The sequence below is a fragment of the Endozoicomonas sp. Z74 genome, assembly GCF_057680865.1.
On record NZ_JBLYZI010000062.1, the window covers coordinates 12,996 to 33,990 of the forward strand.

The following is a 20,995-nucleotide window of genomic DNA, read 5'->3' on the forward strand; positions in this document are numbered from 1 at the left end:
GGGTTTTAATGTTGCAGACTCACTATTCAAGCACCGTTTCAATTTCCCGTCTTGCCCGGGCGATGTGACGGCGCATCAGAATCTCAGCCAGCTCACCATCCCGGTCTTTCAGGGCGGTATAGATCATCTGGTGTTCAACCAGTGCCTGCTCAGGCCGGGCAGCACGCCCGGAGGACTTTCGATAAATCCGCACCAGATTATAAAGCTCATCACAAAGGGCCCGGATCAACCGTTGGTTTCCGGAGGCCTTGATGATCCGGTAGTGAAAATCGTAATCGCCTTCCTGATCCATGTAGGCCTGGCCATTATGTTCCTGAACATAGCGTGCATGGGTTTCAATGAGTTGACCCAGATCAACCAGCTCTGCATCCGTCATGCATTCAGCCGCCTGCCTGGCGGCCATACCCTCCAGCGCTTCCCGGACTGCAAAGATTTCAGACAGCTCTCTGCAGGTCAGGGTCACTACCCGGGCGCCAACATGGGGAGCACGTACCACCAGACCCATTCCTTCCAGCCTCAGAATCGCTTCCCGGAGCGGCCCGCGCCCGACGCCATAGCGCCTCGACAACTCTGGCTCAGAGATACGACTGCCTTCGGGTATTTTGCCGTTAATAATGTCTTGAACGAGCACCTGAGCCACTTCTCTGGCCTGGGTAGGCTGAGTGGGTAAAACAGGCTCCGATGGGGTGCTCTTGGGTTGGCTCATAAAGAATTGTTTACAATGTTTTATTTTTCGACCCTTTATACCCTGTTTTTATCCGTATATCCACCTATATTGTATACAATGCGCAAGAGTTGACCATTGAGCATTGATTATCATGGCCATCATAGAGAAAAACACTTTTCCCGGACGGATAATCACCCAGATAAAAATAGCGCGATTCACTGGCTCCAGTTAGAATGCCCACTGCATTTTCCCCCTAAGGCTGCTATGAACACATTAACCATTCTGGAACTGGACCACAAAGACGACACCAGCCTTTATTTTGAACATTTTATCGATCTGCCCCACCCGGTTTTTCTTGATAGTTGTACCTCAGTGTGCAGAGATAATTTCAGCCGTTACGATATTCTCTCCGCTGCCCCCAGCAAGGAAATAACGGTTGATGCCCAGGGCCGCATGACCATTGTGGATGCCATCAACGGCCACACTGCCAGGGAAGAAGGAGCCTCCCTCTTTCCGCTGCTTTCCAGGCTGGTCAAATCCATGACCCCCGTTAACTCTGAAGGTTTGCCATTTACCGGGGGGATTCTGGGATACTGGGCTTATGAGTATTGCCAGCTTCAGGAACCGGAAAAGATAGAGCCCAGAGAGCATAATGCCCCCCTGGCTTCCGTTGGCCTTTATCACTGGGCACTGATTGTTGACCATAAACAGCAGAAAACCCACCTGGTGTTTCACCCGGACATCACACCTGAGCTTAAATCACAGGTACTTCATGCTCTTGATCGAAAACCCTCAGAAAGAAAAGCCCCCTCATTCCAGCTGGAAAAGCCATTTACCGCGACCCAGAGCCGTGAAGAGTATAATCAGTCATTTGATAAGATTCAGAATTACATAGCGGCGGGGGATTGCTACGAGATCAACCTGACCCAGGAATTTACTGCTCCTTTCTCTGGAGACACCTGGGAAGCTTACAAATACCTTCGAAAAGTCAGCAAGGCTCCCTACTCCGCGTATATACGACACCATGACGTCACCATTCTCAGCCATTCACCGGAGCAATTTATCCGATTGACGGATAGTCATGTGGAGACCAACCCCATCAAAGGCACCCGGCGGCGGGGAGTGACCCAGGAGGAAGACCGGTCTATCGCCCATGAATTGAAAAACAGTGAAAAAGACAAAGCAGAAAACCTGATGATTGTTGACCTGATGCGTAATGATCTTGGCAAAGTTTGTGCCGTGGGCAGCGTATTCGTCCCCAGGTTGTTTGCTCTGGAAACCTATTCCAATGTTCACCACCTGGTCAGCACCATCACTGGAGACCTTTCAGAAGTCAATGACGCCGCCAGCCTGCTGGCCAGTACCTTTCCCGGAGGGTCGATCACCGGAGCACCCAAGATCCGCTCCATGGAAATTATCCGGGAACTGGAGCCTGTTCCCCGTTCCATTTATTGTGGCTCTGTGGGATACATTAACTGCAATGGCGACATGGACACCAGCATTACCATACGCACCTTACTGGCCTATGATCAGCGGCTCCACTGCTGGGGCGGCGGCGCTATTGTGGCGGACTCAAACGCTGACGATGAATATCAGGAGTCCATCACCAAAGTCAGTCACCTGCTGAATGCCCTTGAACATAACTTTCAGCCGACTTCGCCTTGACCTGGCTTAATCATCAAAAGTACAAAGCCAGGCACTAAGTGCCTGGCTTTATAACGACTTTCTTCACAAAAGAATCAGTGTACTCTTTTTTAAGAAAGCAACCTTATTTATCGCTTATGACAACACATCTTTTTATAATTCTCTCAACGGTTGGCTGAAGGTCCATATTGAAAGATTCGTCTTTATGAAAGTGTGTCCCATCACCATATAGTTTATAGGCTTCGATACTTCTTTTATCTTTTCTATCAATAACCAGACTGAATTTTGAAGATCCAGAACTGATTCTCTCACCGCGAACGCCATACAGGTTATAAAACTCAAATAAAAGATAATCACTGGAAGCCTGAATTGATACAGCAGTATGAGTTTCACCTCTATTATTCAAATGAATATCTGCTGTGTAGATGCAACTTACATCAAATGGCTTCTGCGTATGAAGATCCACCACATCCTGAAGAACAGACCCAGTTTTTTTGTAACTCATCGACCCCCTTTCCATATGATCCGCTAAAGAACCGGATTCCACATCAACCTCTTCTATAGATGCTCCTTGCGCAGCTCTCGCTCTCATGGTATTGGCAGCTTTATTTTCTTGATCATGGCTTGTTACGGGTACATCGTTTTTCCCACTTCCATGGAAAGGCTGTTCCTCTTTTAGAGGTAAAGCTTCTTTATCAAAATCGTCTCTTTGTAAAGCGACATGCATATGGGCAGGCTCTTCCTCTTTAACGGCCCTCCCCTTTGCAACAAGCTGTCCAGAAATACCAGCCTCTGAACCTTCAGGTATCCCTGCATCATTTTGTTTACGGACACCTGATAGATATTTCTGCTCCAGAGCTTTGATTTCAGCAGCCATCTTACTGAAGATTTTTTTCAACAACCCTGAATCATCAACTGGAGCCATACTTACACTTTCACCTGCCTCACTCATAGAACGTGAATAAGCATTTGGTATAGATGCTGCTGGTTGGGCTCCATCCACTACCCTATGACCTTCCAGTCTATGTTCTGATTTAGCACCCTTGAATGTATTTGCTTCATGCTCATAACTACTCTGTTGCCCTTCTACTCTTAAATAACTGGAAGGGCTAGGACTTGCAGGCTGTGCACTATTCTTTTCTTTATCTTTTGGCAATCCAGTACTTGTAGTAGGTTCTGATGTTGATTCACTGGATGAATCAACGATTAAGCCAGCCTCCTGAGTTCCCTCTTTTGGAAAGCCGACACCTGTGTAAGGTTCTAGCGCTGATTCACCGGATGAATCAACGATTAAGCCAGCCTCCTGAGTTCCCTCTTTTGGAAAGCCGACACCTGTGTAAGGTTCTAGCGCTGATTCACCGGATGAATCAACGATTAAGTCAGTTTCTTGATTCCCCTCTTTTGGAAAACCAACACCTGTGTAAGGCTCTAGTGCTGATTCACCGGATGAATCAACGATTAAGTCAGTCTCCTGATGCCTCTCTTTTGGAAAGCCGACCCCGGTATAAGGCTCTAATGCTGATTCGTCGGATGCACCATCCATTAAATCGACTTCCTTATGACTTTCCCTTGGAAGTCCAATACTTGAATAAGATTCCAGGGAGTTGTCGGTCGCTGACTCTACAATTTCATGAGTGCCAGCATCAACTAATGGATGTGTTTTAGAGGGAAGTTCAATGGCCCCGAATGATTCTAAACCCGTTTCCGCATAAGCACCCTTAGCATTTTCTAATAAAGGTCCTGCAACGGCACTGGCACTGAGAAAGACAACAGAAAAAGCAGTTAATACTCTGATTTTATTATTCATTTCAACTCCTGTGCTTATTAAAATGATTAGAATCGGTCCATCAGAAAAGAAGGGGCATACCTCCTAAAATTCCAGGGACAAGCAAAACAAAATATTTTGTCTACCTGTTCACAGACATAAATCGCGTCAGAAAGTTCCAATCAGAGATCATGGAATACCTATGCAAAGGCTATATCCTTAAGATGGAGGCAGCGCTGTTTTTTAAAGCATCAATAATGTTCTTTATGTATTGATAAAAGCATACCCTATGCGCACCTGTTTTCAGTAGACTCCGGGAAATAAGGCGACAAAAGATGATTATCAATAAGCCGCTCTTCTCGCTTAAGGTACTTCATCACTTTTTTGGCCTTATGAGCAGAGTGGCAGTCTATCAGTATCATCACCGGGCACTCATGAGAGCTGACGATTTGCTTCAGGAATTTGATAAATACATCGGTGTTAAAGCGCTCCGGAATTTTTCCTCCGCCAGTTCACGCTTTTGAATGGCTTCAATGCCGATGCTCTCTCTTACCTTATGGAAAACTTTACGAGCGTCAACTTTGCTCATGGATACCTCAAGAATTGAGGTTCTATCGTACTATTTTTCAGGAGTGCAAAGCGTCAGTTCACATCAATACTCAGAGGTAGTCTCGCGAACAAACATCATTAATCATTCAAATCAGAGTAATATCCGTACAAGTTAGTTCAGATAGCCATCGAACTATTCTTGAATCAAAGTGTCTATATAAACTTGGCAGACATCACTCTAGTCAACCATGGTAATACCATTTTGAGCCAAAACTGCAAGACAGCTTCCGGGCTGGCTTCTGATATAAAGGCACCTATGATGCATGAGCTGGACTTTTATCGGTGATACTAGCACGTCACTTTTAATTGTTGGTTATTTCGTTTACAAGAAGCATTTTGCACATTTCTACCAACAGGAAATCAATATGAAGAACGCTATTTTTTTTTAATTTTGATATCTGATGCTCTATTAGCAAATCAAAAACCTGATGAAGAATTAATAATTAAAACTTTCAATGATAGATTCTTTCTTTGGGAATGGAGGGAGAGAGATATAAACAACCTGCCATCTAATGCTTTTATTTATCCATATTTATTAAGAGGTACCCGTGCTTTGGATATAAGTGCATGTGAAAAATACCCTTCAGGAAAAATAAAATTTGTACCATTTAACCTTATTAATGATTATATCAGCCCTGATGAGATTGCTTTTCCAATGGATTTGTTTGACATGTTTGGATACTCATTTATTGCACACAATATGAACAGGCAACAGCTCGATCAATTCATACAAGACTTAAATTTGCAACTGGCAAATTATGATTTATCCCAGCTAACAGCAAAGGATATCATTAGCCTTTCTGCTAGAATTGTTGCGGATAAGCTTGAATTCTATGATGTAGACGCTCCTGAATCAAAGCTCCGCTCCCCTGCTCCCCTATCTGTGTACTGGGAGTCTCAAGTCGGTGATTGTGAAAGATATTCCGCGCTAACCAGTATTGTCTTTCAACACTTAAAAGCAATGTTTCCTGAAAAACTAAAAAACATCTACATGCACACACAAAATAACAATAGCCATGCATGGAATTCCATTTTCATTCTTGGCAAAGATGATAATGACGATGATCAGCTTGTGGTCAGCTATATAGATGTTACATGGTTCGATGCTGAAAGGGAGCAAAGATTGGATTATTATCTTAAAAGGATAATGAGATGTGAAGAGATAAGAAGGAAACATCCTGACGTACTACGTCCACATTGCGATGATTTTGATAGATATGTTGACAAATGTTCAAATAGCCTGACACATGAAGGTGATTCAATAGTGCTTGATGCTTTAGATAGTGACCACTTTATAGAAGAAGAAATGCTGGAGAATATTGATCGCAATTGTAAGAAATAGTTAATTCCTCCCCTTTTTTTTGAAGGGTGTAATAACGACATTATTTTTACATAAAGGTATAATAGTCAGCAGACGTTGCCACTGCTCTATCCAACCCTGATGGTGATTAGCAGAAACGCTCTGAATCGTAACACAGTCGTTTTTTTTCAGTGTTTTGGCAAAGCTCTGACTGATACTTAAAGGAATCACCCGATCCTCCGCGCCCACAAAATGCACCTGGGGGATCTGGCTAAGCCTGGCACTGAAATCCGCTGGGTTCATGGCCCCAGGTATGGGAGATACACCATGAATTTGATTGGTCACCGATGGAAGGAGATTTCCCGCTACCGTTCGAATAGAGAGCACATCGTTTCGGTGAGCGGCCAAGAGCAACGCCATTGCCCCTCCACCCGAGTAACCGACCAGTTCAAAAGCCTGGTAGTTTCCTTTTCTTTTAATTTCATCCATGGCCAGATTCATACTCTCCAGAACCTGGGGGCTATAGCGGCCAAAGGTCCAGACATTGCGATCACAGGCAGCGTTCATCACATACTGGCAAGGCTGGGAGAGATAGGCGATATCCCGAAAACGGTCTTGCAACATCAACTGATGCACAAGCCGGTTAACGGGGGTCGGGTCTGTTGATGGTCTGCCAGCTCGAACCCAGGCTCTGCCATCGCCCTCAATATAAAGACGGAGTGTGGAACTCCTGGCTTGCATTGGCCTCCAGAGTGTTAAAGGCAACCTTCCTTTGTCATAGGTCAAGACCTCAACAGCAACAGGAAAATCCTTTGGCTTGACCTCAGGCACTCGCTTGACACTGTGACAGCCCCAGAGTAAAAAACTCACAAATACCAGTTTTCCCCACCCTTTTATCCTCATTCTGCACCCAATCAATGATGTTTTGTTATCAATTTATTACCAAATTGTATTTGTAAAGCCCTTGCTCGTGCCTTTACTAACTCTTTTATTAAAACCGTGAACTGGTTATAGTTTAGACGTCGTTAAAAGCAATAAAACCCCCTGTACGACATCGCCATAATGGAGTAGGCGACCTTGGGTTTATAACTTAAGAATGGAACACTATGGACAGTATTCGCAAGGACGTTTTCCAGCGGACTCTGCTGAGCTCCGCGATTCTGGTTTCTATCCAGAGCTTTTCTGCTTCAGCAGCCACCTGCCCTTCCTCTGCCCCCGGAAGCAATATCCATATCCCTGGGGGGGAGTTTTGCAGTGGTGGTATTGCCCCCGGTGTACCGGTCAATGATATTGGCATAGAGGGTGTGGTCCAGGGGGATATTGTCAATAACGACGGTATGTCCAGTTTCTGGATGAATAATGGTGACCTGAATGGATCCTTCATCAACCGGGCCAATGCACTGGATGCCGTCATCATGGGGCAGTCAGAGATCAGCTACGGGATTGAAAACCATGGCACCATGGACAATATTTCATTGATGGGCGACCCCTCCGGCTCTCCAATTGTTCATCAGTCCATTATCAATACCGGCCGGGTGAAAAACGGCATTCACATCTCCGCAGCTACGGTCAACGAACAGGTCGTCAATGAGGGGTATGCAAAACGGATTATGCTCCAGGACGGAGCGTCTGTTAATGAGCTGGTGAACAACAACAAAATCCGCAGAAACATCAGCGTCAGTGACTCCATCATTAATGGCACCCTTACCAATAATGGAACAGCCCGCAACCTCACTGTCGCCAACAGTGCCTCGGTATCCAGTTTGACAAACACTGGCTGGCTGAAAAAAGGGATGGTGATAACAAGGCAGTCTGTGATTGAACAGGATGTACTCAATCAGGGGACGGTTTCAGGTGGCAATGCACTCACTGTGCAGGAGTCACTGATCAAAGGCAACCTCCTCAATAACCTCGATGCTGAGATCAACGGTGACAATAACGGCATTGTCCTTGACGATGCCACCATCCAGGGCAATGTTGTCAATTCCGGCACCATAAGGGCTGGAGAAACCGGGATTCAGGTCAAAGGTGATACGCTCATTTCCGGAGAGCTGCTGAATGAAGGCGATATCCTCGTAGAAGCCCTGGAAAGTGATGGAAATCTGGCCGGTATTTCCCTGGAAGACACCAGCACTGTGGGCAACAACATTAAGGGCATTACTAATACCGGCACCATCAACGTTCAGGGCGGAATTGAACACAACAGCGGACCATTTTCGGCTAATGGCATTCAGGTAAAGGGGACTGCTGTTGCCGGGCGCATTGAGAACCATGGCGAGATCATTGCTGACACCTATGGCATCCATGTTGAAGACGCCACAGTGGATGGCAGTATTCTGAATGACGAAGGGGCTGAGATTCATACCGGCGACAATGGTATCTACCTTGAAGATGCCCATATCAAAGGCAGTGTCTATAACTCCGGCAGCATTATCTCTGACCATGACAATGCCATGGACTTTGAATACGCCACCATTGACAACGACGTGGTTATTAACGGTTCTCTCAGTGCTCACCCCGATTACGACGCCCTGAGTATTGATGACAGTTCCATCGGCGGTAATGTAATCACAAGTCGCCCATCTCTTCCCCAGGATCAGTCCATGGTGACCATCACAGGGGAAGATGGCCTGGATATTGATGACACCACCATTGGTGGCTCAGTGGTCTCCGCCGCCAATATCGAGGTTGTCCGTGAGGGCGTTGACTTCGATGAAACACGGGTGGAAATCGATTTTATTAATCTGGGTACTCTTCATGCTGGAGGAACGGGCATTTCCATCAATGGTGAAACCATTGACCCAGAAGTGCCTCCCGGCCCAGAGGAAGGCCCAATGCCTGCTACGGAGGAGCCCCCGACACCACAATACACAGCTGTAATCGGACGGATTTTTGATAACTCCGGTGAAATCAATGCCGGAGAAAACGGTATTGAGCTGAACCAAGTGGCCATTGGTGAAGACTTCAGAAACTCCGGACAAATAACTTCTGAAACCGGTTCTGCCATCAGCTTGTCAGCAGTATCCATCGGCAATGACTTTATCAATGAAGGTAACCTGAATGCTGACATTGAAGTTCGTTATGGTGAAGGGGAGTATTTTTCCAGCGAATGGACTGGAGAAATTACCGAGTCCGGAGTGATCCGCCTGACCTCCATGGGCATCGATCCTGACCATAATGAAGCCTGGTTCCGGATTCGCAATGAAGGCCCCATGCCACAGGAAGTGCAACTTCTGGAAGCTGGCGGGGCATTCACATCGGAAGTCCTGGTGGTCTTCCCCGGCCAGGAGATTCTGATCAATACCGGCCCTCACAATGGCGGGCCTGAGACCCATATACTTGTGGACGCCAACTCACAAGACCCCATTGAGGTTAAGGCTTCCGGTGAGCAGTCCTTTTTTCCTCCCGAAATTGAAGCTACCCAGCGTGGAATATCCCTCTCCGGTGATTATTACGATGATGGTGAACTGGAGCTGGACGGAGAGCTGACCATTGGTGGCAGTTTCTATAACAAGGGAGCAATCAATGCCTTCGATGAAGCCATTTACCTGTCGGATGTTTCCATCGCTGGTGATTTTGACAATGAGGGTACTCTCAATTCCGGCGACAGCAGTGGTATTTCACTGACGGATACGATTGCCATTGGAGGAAACTTCACCAACAAGGGGGAGATCAACGCCAGGGAATACGGCATTCGCCTGGACAGCGATGCCACACTGGAAGACGGTGTTCTTTCCGGTGACAGTCTGATCACCATTGGAGGCAACTTCCTCAACGAAGGCAGCATCACTTCTGAGGAGCACGGCATTTCCCTGGATGGGGTTCAACTCGATGGTCACTTGATCAACCACGGTGATATTACCGTGACGGAAGAAGGATCGGCCATTGCTGTAGAGAACAGCATTCTAGAGGGCAGTATTGAAAACCATGGTGTGCTGACTGTCACCGACGAGGACGATGAAAACCACGGCATCTCCATTATCGACAGCCACGTTAAAGGCAGTGTCTCCAACTTTGGGGATATGAACATTCATGGCACGGAAGGCTTTAACCTGGATGGCGCAACGGTTGACGGGCAGATTTTCAATGCCGTCGGTACAACGCTTGATGTCTATTCGGACGGCATCCGGATTGACCGAAGCGAGGTTCACGATGTCATTAACCATGGAACCATTATCGCCCGGAACCACGATGGTATTGATATTGATGACACCCTTGTGGATGGAAACATCGTCAATACTGGCACCATAACCAGTGGGGATAACGCGATAGAGCTGGATGGTGACTTTGATGAAGGCCCGTTCGATGACGGTGACAGCCCTGAGTACATGGTGATCCAGGGCAGTGTCATCAACACCGGCAGCTTGACCACCGTTGAGCCACAGGAAGAGGACAGCGGTGATGGCAACGGCTTCGACACCGACTACCTGGATATTCGTGATGACCTGATCAATAGCGGTGATATCACGTCGGTGAATAACGGCTTTAAAATCGAAAAAAGCCGAATCGGAGGCAACTTCCAGAACGATGGGAACCTGACCGTGGCACAAAGTGGGATCGTACTGACCGGCAAGAGGGTGAATGTGCCCTCCCCGCCCGACGGCGAAACCCAGGCGGAGCTGCACAAGGCGGAGATTGGCGGCTACTTCCTGAACAGCGGCAATATTGATGCCGGGCAGACCGGTATTGACCTGGACTATGTGGCCATTGGCACCAATGGCGAAATCGAAGACGGTCAGGCGAATTTTGAAAACCAGGGTGATATCCGCGTTGACCGGGGATCAGCCATTGATATTAATGAAAGCACCATTGCCGGAAATTTTGTCAATTCCGGCCAGTTGACCGCAGATACCCTTTACATTTACCAGGAAGGTGACAGCTATCGCCAGGAGTGGGACGCGGATCCTGTCATTAACGACGGTGAATCGCCTTTTATTCTGGAAGCCATGGGAGAGGATGAACAGGGTGATGCCTGGTTCCGGGTTCGCTATGCCAGCTCTGATATTGGCAACCTTCCCTTTAGCTTGATGGAAGCAGAGGGAGACTTTGAGTTCTTTGGAGATTCCCTTGAACCGGGTGAAGAAATTTACGTTAATGCGGGTCAGCTGGAGGGTGAGCTGACACTGAACATACCCTTTGGCCCTCCTCTGGAGAGCGTCGGTGCTTCTGATAGTCCTTTTACCCCGGAGTACGAATCTCGCAGTGGTATTCGCCTGACCAATATGGATATCGCCGGGGCCTTCCTGAATACCGGTACCATCGCCGCCTACCATTCAGGCATTGTCGTAGAGAGCAGCACCCTGGGTTCAGACTTTAGCAATGAGGGAGACATTGCCTCAGACCACTCAGGTATTGAGATAAAGGATTCAACCATCACTGGCGGAGTCTCAAACAGTGGTGTTATATCCGCTGCGGAATCCGGGCTCACAGTTACTGATAGTACCCTGTCGGGCAGCGTTGTTAATACTTCTGAAGGTATTATCCGGCTGGATGGCGATAGAAGCAGTGGCATGGTTCTGGACGACGTTGATGGCGTCGGCGACTTTATTAACCACGGAACCATAGAACTAACCGACGACAGCAATGAAGACACTTACGGCGATGGTATGCTTGCCGTCGATGTCACCATGAATGGTGTGATGGCCAACACAGGAAATATCACAGCCACTACTGGCATGTTGATGTTCGGTTCTGAAGGTGCCACGGGCTTGATTAATGAGGGTACGATCAGCTCAGAGGGGCCAGCCATGGTGGTTATCGACTCCTCTGTTGAAGGCAATATCGGTGTGGGCTCCGATGGAGTGATCAATACCGAATACTTTGCCGGTATCCTGGTCGGTGAAGCGTGGAATGTGGAAAATCTGGTCAACCAGGGCAGTATTACCGTTACCGATGGTGATGGCATCACTGTGTTTGATACCGAGATGGATGACTCTGTCATTAATACCGGCTCCATCAATGCCGGTCGCCACGGCATCAGCCTCTATGACCTGGAGGCCACAGGGGTTTATAACAATGGTTCCATTACGGCGGGAACCTACGTAGAAGAGTTAGGTGATGGCGAGTCACAGACCCATGGCAGCGGTATCTATTTATCGGATTCGGCGCTACAGGGTGCCATCGAAAACGGGGTGAATGGCAGCATTCAAGCCGCCACCCACGGGATTTTCCTGGAAAATACCGATGGCGCTACCAACATTCTTAATGAAGGCAGCATTACCGTGGATACCGATGGCATCAAGGTGACCGGCAGTGATCTTGAACGCCTGGAAGAGGACGGGGAAGTTAACTTCAATACCGGCAACATCATTAATTACCGGACCGGGGTGATCACTGCCGGGGATGATGCCATTCGCATTGGTTACTCAAGCCAGGTGGATGGCGATATTGGCAATAGTGGCACCATCACGGCGGAAGAAAACGCCATTGATATTGATGACAGTACCGTCAGTGGCATCATTGCCAATTCCGGAACCATCACTGCCGGCAGCGTTGCCGTTGATATTGGCGGCGAAGATTCAGATGGCTCCTCCAGTGTTGGCAGCCTGATCAACTCCGGCACCATTACTTCCGAAACCGGTGCCGTGATCCGCGTGGCGGACTCTTCCATCGGGCGGCTCACCAATACCGGCTCATTGACCGGAGGTCAGGTTTTTGAAGATGAAATGGAAGCGTCAAGAACCATTGCCGATGGCAGTACCGTTGCTATGGACTTCCGGACCGCCAGCAGCAGGCTTGATCTGTTCAATGGCACCGATGAATCCGGCAGCAGTGGGATCATCAATGGCGATATCTATGGCAGTCAGCAGCAGGATGACTTGATTGAACTGGCGGCCGGTGATCTGAACGGTGATGTTTACGATGTGGAAACCGTTGATATTACGGGCACCATCACCCTGAACAATCACTTCTTCAGTGTGGATGGCAGCACCACTCTCAATGTCAAAGACTCCGGTGTATTGGCACTAGGGGCCACCGATGCGGTTTCCCTGGAGGGGGACTATCAGCAGGACGGTACTTTATCCGTTGAGCTCAATGAAAACAGCCGTGATGTTGCCCTTCCCAGAGTCGATGCCACCGGTCAGTCCACCCTGAGTGCCGGCAGCGTAATTTCCCTGAGTGTTGAAGACCGCAATATTGCCAACTTCAACCCTGGTAACGGAACCACTGATGTTCACCTGATACACAGCGCAAACGGCGTAACAGACGACGGCGTTAATATTGTCTCTGATTCTATTCTGTTCAACTATCAGGCTTTCAATAATGAAGGCACAGAATTTGGTGTCAGTGCCTCTCTGGCCGATCTCGGAGAACTGGCCGCCAGTGGTGGTGCTGATAATAACGCCACTAACGCCATTGCTGCTCTGCAGGGTGAAGGTGGAGAGGGGCTGGTTGATCTTTATACCAGCAGTCCTGATCTCTATAACGCCATTTATGATGGAACCGAAGAAAGCCTGGGTGCCCTGGCGGAAGCTCTGGTGGCCAGCCCGGTCAATGGCATTGCCGCCAGTCAGAGTGCCCAGAATGAAGCCATCAGCACCATTCTGAATCGAACCGCCGATCTTCGGACTGGGGCTTCCGGTATTTCATCCGGTGACAGTGCAACTTCCGCCGGTGACTACCTCCGCCCCGACTCTCTCTGGATTCGTGCCATTTACACCGATGGCAGCCAGGATGCTGCAGAGCAGAATGGCAACAGTTACAACCGCTACAACCTGCGCAGTAAGGGTTTCACCCTGGGTGCGGACCGGGATGTCAATGACTTCCTGACCCTGGGGATCGGGGTGACTGCTGCTACCAGCCATGCCAACCAGGAGGGGCAAAGTGCCAGCCGGGCCAGCAGCGAAACCGATACCTACCTGGGTTCTGTGTATGCCGGCTGGCGGGACCAGGACTACTTTATTGATGCCAGTATCAACCTGGGCACCAGTAAAACCGACCTGACTGGCTCCGGCTGGACCGCAGACTTCAAGTCAAAACAAATGGGTATCACGGTTCTTGGGGGCAAGAGCTTCCTGTTTGATAATAACGACTCCCTGATTGAGCCCAGAGTGGGGTTGAATTACACGCAACTCAAGAACGACCGTTACAGCTATGAAAACGGTACAACGGTTACAGTGGAAGAGACCCGCCTTAAAGCTTTGGAGCTGGGTGCAGGGCTTCGGTATATGACCAGCTACGAAGTGGGCTCAGGTACTCTGTTGCCGGAAATCAGCCTGATGGCCTGGCATGATTTTAAGGCGGAAGCCGTGAAGGCAGAAATAGGCTTTGAAAACTCCGGAAACTCCTTCACCTACTTTGGACCGGAAGCCGTGAAAAACCGCTACCAGGCCGGTATTGGCGTTGAATACTGGATGGATAACAACTTCACGCTGTCCGTAAACTACGACCATAACTGGCAGACGGGATTCAAGGCGGATACGGTCCAGGCAAAGCTCCGTTACGATTTTTAACCCGCGAAAGGCTTCTAACCCTCGAAAGGCTTTTGGGAGCCAAAATCAGTCAATAACCATTAAACCGGTCTTCAGGCCGGTTTTTTTATGGCTTACCTGTCAGAAATCTGACTTTTCAGAATTCACCGCTGCAAACCATCGGAAAAAAAGCACATCTGGCAGGGTGTGCAATTAGACCATTTGCCCAGCCGGACTCACTGGGCTAAACCGATGAGTAGGAGACAACAATATCCGACACTATCTACGAGTGAATGAAGTTAAAGGAGTAACGCTCATGTCTTTGCTGAAAGCCCCCGTTCTTACCGCCGCCCTGCTGGCCAGTATTGCTTCTTCCATCGCCCTTTCCGCTTATGCCGGTCAGAGCGAACGATTGAACATCAATACCGCCACGGCAGAGCAGATCGACAAAACTCTGGTATTTGTGGGTGAAAAAACTGCTCAAAGCATTGTGGAATACAGAAACCAGCACGGTCAGTTCAGAAATCTTGATGATCTGGCCAGGGTCAAGGGCGTCAGCAAACGGCTGGTTCGATATAACCGTAGCCGGATGAGCTTCCAATAACATACGCCCTGCTCGGCGATTCACCTGAAACATTAGCCAGCGCAGTCTTCTCTGTGCTGGTTTTTTTATAGATACCAGAACCTCCCCTGTATAAACCCTCCTCTTTCCAGATAGGGAAAAAACGCGTGCTTTTGCTTTGCCCATCAGGCATTCTTTTTATGACAGAAAGGGCTTTCTGTTACATGCAGTAAACGATTATAAAAAAATGCCATGGATGTATAAAAATGAGCAATCAGTATGCAGAAACCTTCGAGCATAGGGGGCACCCTTATGATCAGGCCATGCAGAAATTTCCCTGCTCCCGCGACCAGGAGTTTACGGCGCTTTTTGAGTGCATTGATCTGACCAGGGTAAATCGGGTACTGGATCTTCCTTCGGGAGGGGGTTATCTGGAGAAGCACCTTCCCCCCAACAGCCAGTTGGACTGCGCAGACCCCAGCACCCCCTTTCATACATCGGAAGCAATTTTCGCCATAGATCTTGAAAACCTTCGGCTACCTGACGCCAGCTATGACCTGGTCGTATCCCTGGCTGCACTTCATCACATCGATAACAAGGACGGTTTTATCCAGTCAGTGTGCAAGAGTCTGAAACCCGGCGGTTTCTGCTGTTTTGCGGATGTGGCAAAAACATCCGGTGTAAGTCGTTTTCTAGACGAGTTTGCCGGACAATACAACGGAACCGGTCACAAAGGGCGGTATCTTGAGATAGACACTCCTTACCCTGGAATGGAGCATGCCACTGGGCTGAAGCTTCTGGAACATGCATTAAAGCCCTGCCCCTGGCTCTTCAACAGCCATCAGGACATGATTGATTTCTGTCGGCTGCTGTTTGGTCTCAGAAACGTATCAGACCGGGAAATTCTAAACGCCCTGGAAACCCATATCGGATTTCAGGAGCGGACAAACCCTCAGGGCAGAGCGACTACCTGCCTGTTCTGGGAGCTTCTGTACATTACCTTTCAGAAAGCGCCTTTTTCATAATGAAAATCGTCATAACGATTGGAGTCAAACGACAATGGATGTTCTCTTTCTCAGCGGCATCGCGGATAACAATCAGGTCAGAGCGATTCTGGATCAGCAGGGTCAGTTTCAATACTTATTAAATGGCTCAAGCAGCGTCGCCCCTTCCATGGAAACAGTTCAGGGTTTCAGGGCTCACCGCTTTATTCTGGGAGGGGCTGGAGGCAGTCAACGGTATGCATTTACATTTCAGCCTTCGGTGATTTTCAATGAGATCAGTGATGCAGATACCCACAGCCGGGCCCTGTCCCGGTGCGTTGATTTCTGCCAGCAACAGGGTGTCACTGTGATCAACCCACCGGATAAAATCGGCCGGACCCGTAGAGATCGGGTAGCCCGGCTCCTGAGCGGCCTGGAAGGCGTCACCCTGCCAGAAACCCATCGCTTCCAACCCCGTACACCCGATGAAGTTCGTGAAATCATCGCCAGCCAATTCAAAGGGCCGGTACTGCTTAGAGAAGCCGGTACCCATGGCGGGAAGAGCCTTACCCTGTTGGACAATCCGGATAAGCTGGATGAACAGCTTTACAGCTTCGCCCTGGATGGCAGGCCCTACTATCTGACCCGGTTTGTGGATTTCAGGGATCCGGATGGCCTTTACCGGAAATACCGCCTGGTTGTGATTGAGGGTGTCCCTTACCTGCGCCATATGCTGATCCATAACCACTGGATGGTTCACAGAACCGCCAGAGACTTCATGGCTGACCACCCCTCTTTGCAACAGGAAGAACAAGAGTTTCTGCAAGCCTTCTACAAAAAGCCTCCTCCAGAACTGGTCAACAAAGTATCCGCCATAGCCAGTCGTTTACAACTGGATTATTTCGGCATCGACTGTCACCTTGATCAGGACGGAAATATGCTGATCTTTGAAGCCAATGCCAACATGAATATTCTGACCAACACCCAGCCCTCCCCCAATCTCTGGGATGCACCGATAGCAGCAATTCACGAACACCTGAAAGGAATGATCCAGGCTAAAGGGCAATAAACAAAAAAAGACACCGGCCAGTTTCCGGTGTCCATTTATTGTGCAAAAGAACCTTTTTTTAACCAACCATATGAACGTCAGGTGGCTGCTGAAACTAACGCAGCTCTCAGGCATCATAATCCGTAATTGACGGGTACTGGGGATATTCAGCAATAACGTTTTCTAGCGCTTTAAACAAAAAAACCGAATCCGATTCAGCCAGCATGGTTCTGCGTTTTTGGACAAACTCAAAATTCACTGTCTGCAAAACTGAGCTGGCTCATGGGTGAGAGTCAAGATGACGGTGGTATGAATATTATCTCATACTCGGGGACCTATTCGCATCCTACTTGGTTTTTCTGGACAGCAGCATTCATAGAAATTGATCCGAATGGTGACATGGGTCATTTTTTTTTGGTTCGAATGGGAGTAATTTTTGAAAGAAATATTTACCTTAAAATTATTACTAATCCTTGTATGGAACAGAAAATAATGTAGGTTTTGGTCGCTGTCTGCCTCAATAAAAAGTTGTCGCAATCACTCGCGTTCATTATTTATTTATCGTGAGTCAGTGAAATTGCGTTTAATTTTCCATGTCAATGGTGTCACGTAGGTTTAATTGGTTTCTATTGATACTAATGGCTGTCCTGTATTAATGAGATGGTCTGAAATAGTAGGTAAAGATGAAAGTTTTAACTGAAAGAAAATCAGTGGCACCTAAAGCGGTCATCTTTGATATGGATGGTTTGCTTATTGATTCTGAGCAGGTCTATTTCAAGAGTTTCAAGCAGACTTCGTCAATACTCAACGTGACTAACTGTGATGACATTTTTTTCAAAGTTCTTGGGCAGAATCATGCTGGGACACTCAGGATACTCTCCACAGAGTTTGGTTGTTCTGATTTTTCAAGGCAATTTGAAAAACAGTGGTCTTTAGAGGCTCATAAACTCTTCCAGCACCCAATTGATATAAAACCAGGTGTGAATGATCTCTTAAGGGCGCTAGACTTCCATCGAATACCCTATGCAGTTGCAACAGGTAATAGGACAGAAACAGCTAGCTCACTTCTCAAAAAGTGTGGTTTAGGTTCTGTCTTCAGTATCATCATAGGTGGTGATCAGGTCGAGAACGGTAAACCTGAGCCTGATATCTACCTTAAGGCAGCAGAAGCACTTCACATACGACCCAGTCATTGTGCCGTTTTCGAAGATTCAGAAAACGGTGTTCGTGCCGGCCTTGCTGCTGGCATGTCTGTATTTCAAGTCCCGGATATGGTCGAGCCGACAGACGAACTTCGAAGCTTGGGACACACGATATTGGATAGTCTTAGATCTGGCCCCATGGCCTTAGGGTTACGGCTTTCCTAGAAGCAAGAATAGATAGATCACTGTTCCAGAGAATTGTATTATTATTGATCAGGTGAATTAGAATGATTGACTTCAGGTCTGCTCTTCATATCGCTATCTCAAGGCATGAGCTTAAACCTTATGTTTATACCTATCCTTCTAAAAGATCTTATAAGAAGCTAAATGACATAAGTCTGATTGATATCTGGGATTCAAAAAATACAGGGGATGTCTCTTTATATATTCACATTCCATTTTGCAACTACCGTTGTATTTATTGCACTTTGTTCTTAACAACACGGTATACAGAGGATCTCAAACAACTGTACGTGAATAAGATTTGTGAACAGATTCAGTTTTATCTTCCTTATGCTGGAAATAGAAGAGTCAACTCTATTTATTTTGGTGGCGGAACCCCCACAGTGCTATCTATGGAGCAGTTTGATCAAATATTTCAAACGATTCGTAATGTATTTCGAAAGGTTCCTGAGTCAGCCGAAGTTTGCGTTGAGACTTCTCCAGACACTGTATCGCCGGAACTCATGGATAAATTAAAAACGCTTGGTGTGAATCGGATCAGCATGGGTATCCAAACCATGGAACCTGAAGAATTAAAAGCCAGTGGGCGGCCATACACTGTCGAAACCACCATTTCTGCAATTAAGACGATCAAAGAAAAGTTCGATAACTTGAATCTCGACTTGATATATGGTCTCTCTGGTCAGGACTGTGAAAGCTGGGCAAAATCACTTGAATATATAATTCAATACAGGCCGATGACAATTTCTTTATATCCAGTTGTCTCACGGCCTCTAACTGCCATCGAAAAACAAAAAACTATCTACCCAGATCGGTATATTGATGATGCAAAGAAACTGGAAATATATGACCAGAATATAAAATATTTAAAAGCAGAGGGCTATCGTCAGGAATCTTTCACACGGTTCACACGGTTACCTGAAGAGGCTGGCGCCTACGAACAAGAGGTGCTGGATTTTCAAGGGATACCAATGATAGGCATTGGGGCAGGAGCACGTAGTAATAATGGAAAATATCACTATAGCTTTGATTATGCTGTTAACCTCAAAAAGGTGGGTGAAGCAATTAATGACTTCATTGAACTGGAACTCTCTGAATCAACATTAGCTCAATATGGAGCAGTCTTGGACGAAGAAGGAGAAAGGTTATGATATTTTCTTCTAAGCCTGACAGTCGACAAGCTGTCCAGCTCCTATTACAGGGATAGCTTTCAACGTGATCTTTTTGTGGACTTCCAGGAAGTAATCAGTGCCCTAGAGGATGAAGGTTGCATCACTATTTCGAGCGACACCTCAATAAGACTTACTGAGAAGGGTTTCAAATACAGCAATTTAGCTGCACACCTTTTGTTCTCTGACCATGTCAAAACTTTAGAAGAAAGGTATATCCCACAATGAATCAAGCAGCACGATTTTGGGAAAAAGGGTATTCTGATCATTCTGTCTGGGCCATGGGAGGGCCTAGCCTTGAAGTAAATGAAATTGAGTGCTATCTGCCTCGAAATTCAGCAGTACTTGATATCGGTTGTGGTGATGGAAGGAATTCTGTTTTTTTAGCTTTATGCGGTCATAAAGTCACGGCTCTTGAAATTTCACCGAATGCCGTGAAAAAACTTCGAGCAATCTCAGATCAGCTTTTGCTGGATATTCAAGTCATAGAGGGAAGGATTGAAGATTTTAAACCTGATCAGACCTATGACCTTGTACTTGCACATTCTTCCTTACACTTTGTTGAAAAAAAGGTATGGATACCCTTACTCAAGAAACTACGAGATCTCACAAAAAAGGATGGATTTCATAATTTTACTTCCATCATAGGTACGAAAGAATATCCAATACCTCACGAGTGCCGTCATGCAAACTCATTTGAAAGGGGGGAGCTGGATAATATTTATAGTGATTGGGAGATCATTCGATCAGACTTTTACGCAAAGTGGGATTCGCATCCAGGTATCCCGATGCATGTCCATGTCGTAGAAAAATTTGTTGCCAGAAAATCATCAAGCGCAGTAAATGTACAATTTATAAAGGCTGGGTATGACAACGTGCAATCTATATCAGATGAAATTTTTCACAGCATACCCATGAATGTTAGCCAATCCAATGTTCGTGACATGGGTATTTCTCCAACGGCTGTGCATCGCACAGACATACAGGGAATAAAGCTTGAAAGTCAGCAAGCAGAAGTTGATACCTATGTTGTAGAGGACTGGATTTTCAAAAATTACGGACTTCAGTTTACCCGGGGCTCACTGACAGGGAAGTATCATTTCTTCACAAAGCCGTTCTACCTGGAATGTAATACTCAAAATAGAGCCTGATCATCTTAAATCTTTGCTTTGATTTTGATCAGAAAGACAATTCTGATATTCCTTAATATGGGGGAAGAATGATAAATAAATATCTACTTTCCAATCATGAAATACAGCTTTTGTGAAGTTGGCTAAAAGGGTCGGATGGATGAAAAAGGTTTTGCCCAGCATTTTTATATTAACTGTAGTAGTTCAGACCTGATCTGACAGTCACCGATTTTTCAGAGGGTGTCTGTCAGGTCAAATTCAGGCTACAAATTTTTCCTTCCAGATCTCTTTGCCATCTATCAGAGTTTCCATTGGCGTTCTT

The 20,995-nt window shown here is 47.0% G+C and carries 14 protein-coding genes; 9 read left to right on the forward strand and 5 right to left on the reverse strand.

Annotated features, from left to right (window positions below; translation table 11 throughout):
* Positions 1 to 22 precede the first annotated feature (22 nt).
* The gene (locus ACNRUY_RS16910; protein ID WP_488112827.1) at positions 23 to 706 is read right to left on the reverse strand and encodes a GntR family transcriptional regulator; all 684 of its coding nucleotides are present in this window, start codon (positions 704 to 706) and stop codon (positions 23 to 25) included.
* Between the two features lie 225 nt (positions 707 to 931).
* Here ACNRUY_RS16910 and pabB point away from each other — a divergent pair, with 225 nt between their 5' ends.
* A complete protein-coding gene (gene pabB, locus ACNRUY_RS16915) occupies positions 932 to 2,332 on the forward strand; it encodes an aminodeoxychorismate synthase component I (RefSeq protein ID WP_488112828.1) in 1,401 nt (466 codons plus the stop codon).
* A gap of 103 nt (positions 2,333 to 2,435) precedes the next feature.
* Here pabB and ACNRUY_RS16920 read toward each other — a convergent pair whose 3' ends face one another.
* From ACNRUY_RS16920 to ACNRUY_RS16930, 3 genes are all read right to left on the reverse strand, one after another.
* Positions 2,436 to 4,118, reverse strand: coding sequence for a hypothetical protein (locus tag ACNRUY_RS16920; protein ID WP_488112829.1), 1,683 nt, complete (start codon positions 4,116 to 4,118; stop codon positions 2,436 to 2,438).
* A gap of 245 nt (positions 4,119 to 4,363) precedes the next feature.
* Complete coding sequence (locus tag ACNRUY_RS16925; protein WP_488112840.1) at positions 4,364 to 4,573, reverse strand: transposase; 210 nt, start codon at positions 4,571 to 4,573, stop codon at positions 4,364 to 4,366.
* Positions 4,531 to 4,665: a hypothetical protein gene (locus tag ACNRUY_RS16930; RefSeq protein ID WP_488112830.1), complete on the reverse strand. Its 135-nt coding sequence runs from the start codon at positions 4,663 to 4,665 to the stop codon at positions 4,531 to 4,533. Before ACNRUY_RS16930 ends, ACNRUY_RS16925 begins: the two co-directional genes overlap by 43 nt.
* Before the next feature lie 411 nt (positions 4,666 to 5,076).
* On the opposite strand from ACNRUY_RS16930, the gene ACNRUY_RS16935 reads away from it, so the two are divergent.
* Complete coding sequence (locus ACNRUY_RS16935; RefSeq protein WP_488112831.1) at positions 5,077 to 6,027, forward strand: hypothetical protein; 951 nt, start codon at positions 5,077 to 5,079, stop codon at positions 6,025 to 6,027.
* Here ACNRUY_RS16935 and ACNRUY_RS16940 read toward each other — a convergent pair whose 3' ends face one another.
* Positions 6,028 to 6,726, reverse strand: coding sequence for an alpha/beta hydrolase (locus ACNRUY_RS16940; RefSeq protein ID WP_488112832.1), 699 nt, complete (start codon positions 6,724 to 6,726; stop codon positions 6,028 to 6,030). It lies immediately after the preceding gene.
* 365 nt (positions 6,727 to 7,091) lie between these two features.
* On the opposite strand from ACNRUY_RS16940, the gene ACNRUY_RS16945 reads away from it, so the two are divergent.
* From ACNRUY_RS16945 to ACNRUY_RS16975, 7 genes are all read left to right on the forward strand, one after another.
* Positions 7,092 to 14,438 (forward strand): autotransporter domain-containing protein, encoded by a 7,347-nt coding sequence (locus ACNRUY_RS16945; RefSeq protein ID WP_488112833.1) that lies wholly within the window; start codon positions 7,092 to 7,094, stop codon positions 14,436 to 14,438.
* 274 nt (positions 14,439 to 14,712) lie between these two features.
* Positions 14,713 to 15,000, forward strand: a complete 288-nt coding sequence (locus ACNRUY_RS16950) for a ComEA family DNA-binding protein (protein WP_488112834.1) — start codon at positions 14,713 to 14,715, stop codon at positions 14,998 to 15,000.
* A gap of 224 nt (positions 15,001 to 15,224) precedes the next feature.
* Entirely contained in the window at positions 15,225 to 15,983 is a 759-nt protein-coding gene (locus ACNRUY_RS16955) for a class I SAM-dependent methyltransferase (protein ID WP_488112835.1), read from the forward strand.
* Positions 15,984 to 16,017: 34 nt separating this feature from the next.
* The gene (locus ACNRUY_RS16960) at positions 16,018 to 17,010 is read left to right on the forward strand and encodes an ATP-grasp domain-containing protein (protein WP_488112836.1); all 993 of its coding nucleotides are present in this window, start codon (positions 16,018 to 16,020) and stop codon (positions 17,008 to 17,010) included.
* Between the two features lie 662 nt (positions 17,011 to 17,672).
* Positions 17,673 to 18,356 carry an HAD family hydrolase gene (locus ACNRUY_RS16965; protein ID WP_488112837.1) on the forward strand — a complete coding sequence of 228 codons (684 nt, stop codon included), beginning with the start codon at positions 17,673 to 17,675 and terminating at the stop codon, positions 18,354 to 18,356.
* Positions 18,357 to 18,418: 62 nt separating this feature from the next.
* A complete protein-coding gene (locus tag ACNRUY_RS16970; protein ID WP_488112838.1) occupies positions 18,419 to 19,525 on the forward strand; it encodes a radical SAM protein in 1,107 nt (368 codons plus the stop codon).
* A 242-nt stretch (positions 19,526 to 19,767) separates the two neighbouring features.
* Positions 19,768 to 20,694: a class I SAM-dependent methyltransferase gene (locus tag ACNRUY_RS16975; RefSeq protein ID WP_488112839.1), complete on the forward strand. Its 927-nt coding sequence runs from the start codon at positions 19,768 to 19,770 to the stop codon at positions 20,692 to 20,694.
* Positions 20,695 to 20,995: the final 301 nt, after the last annotated feature.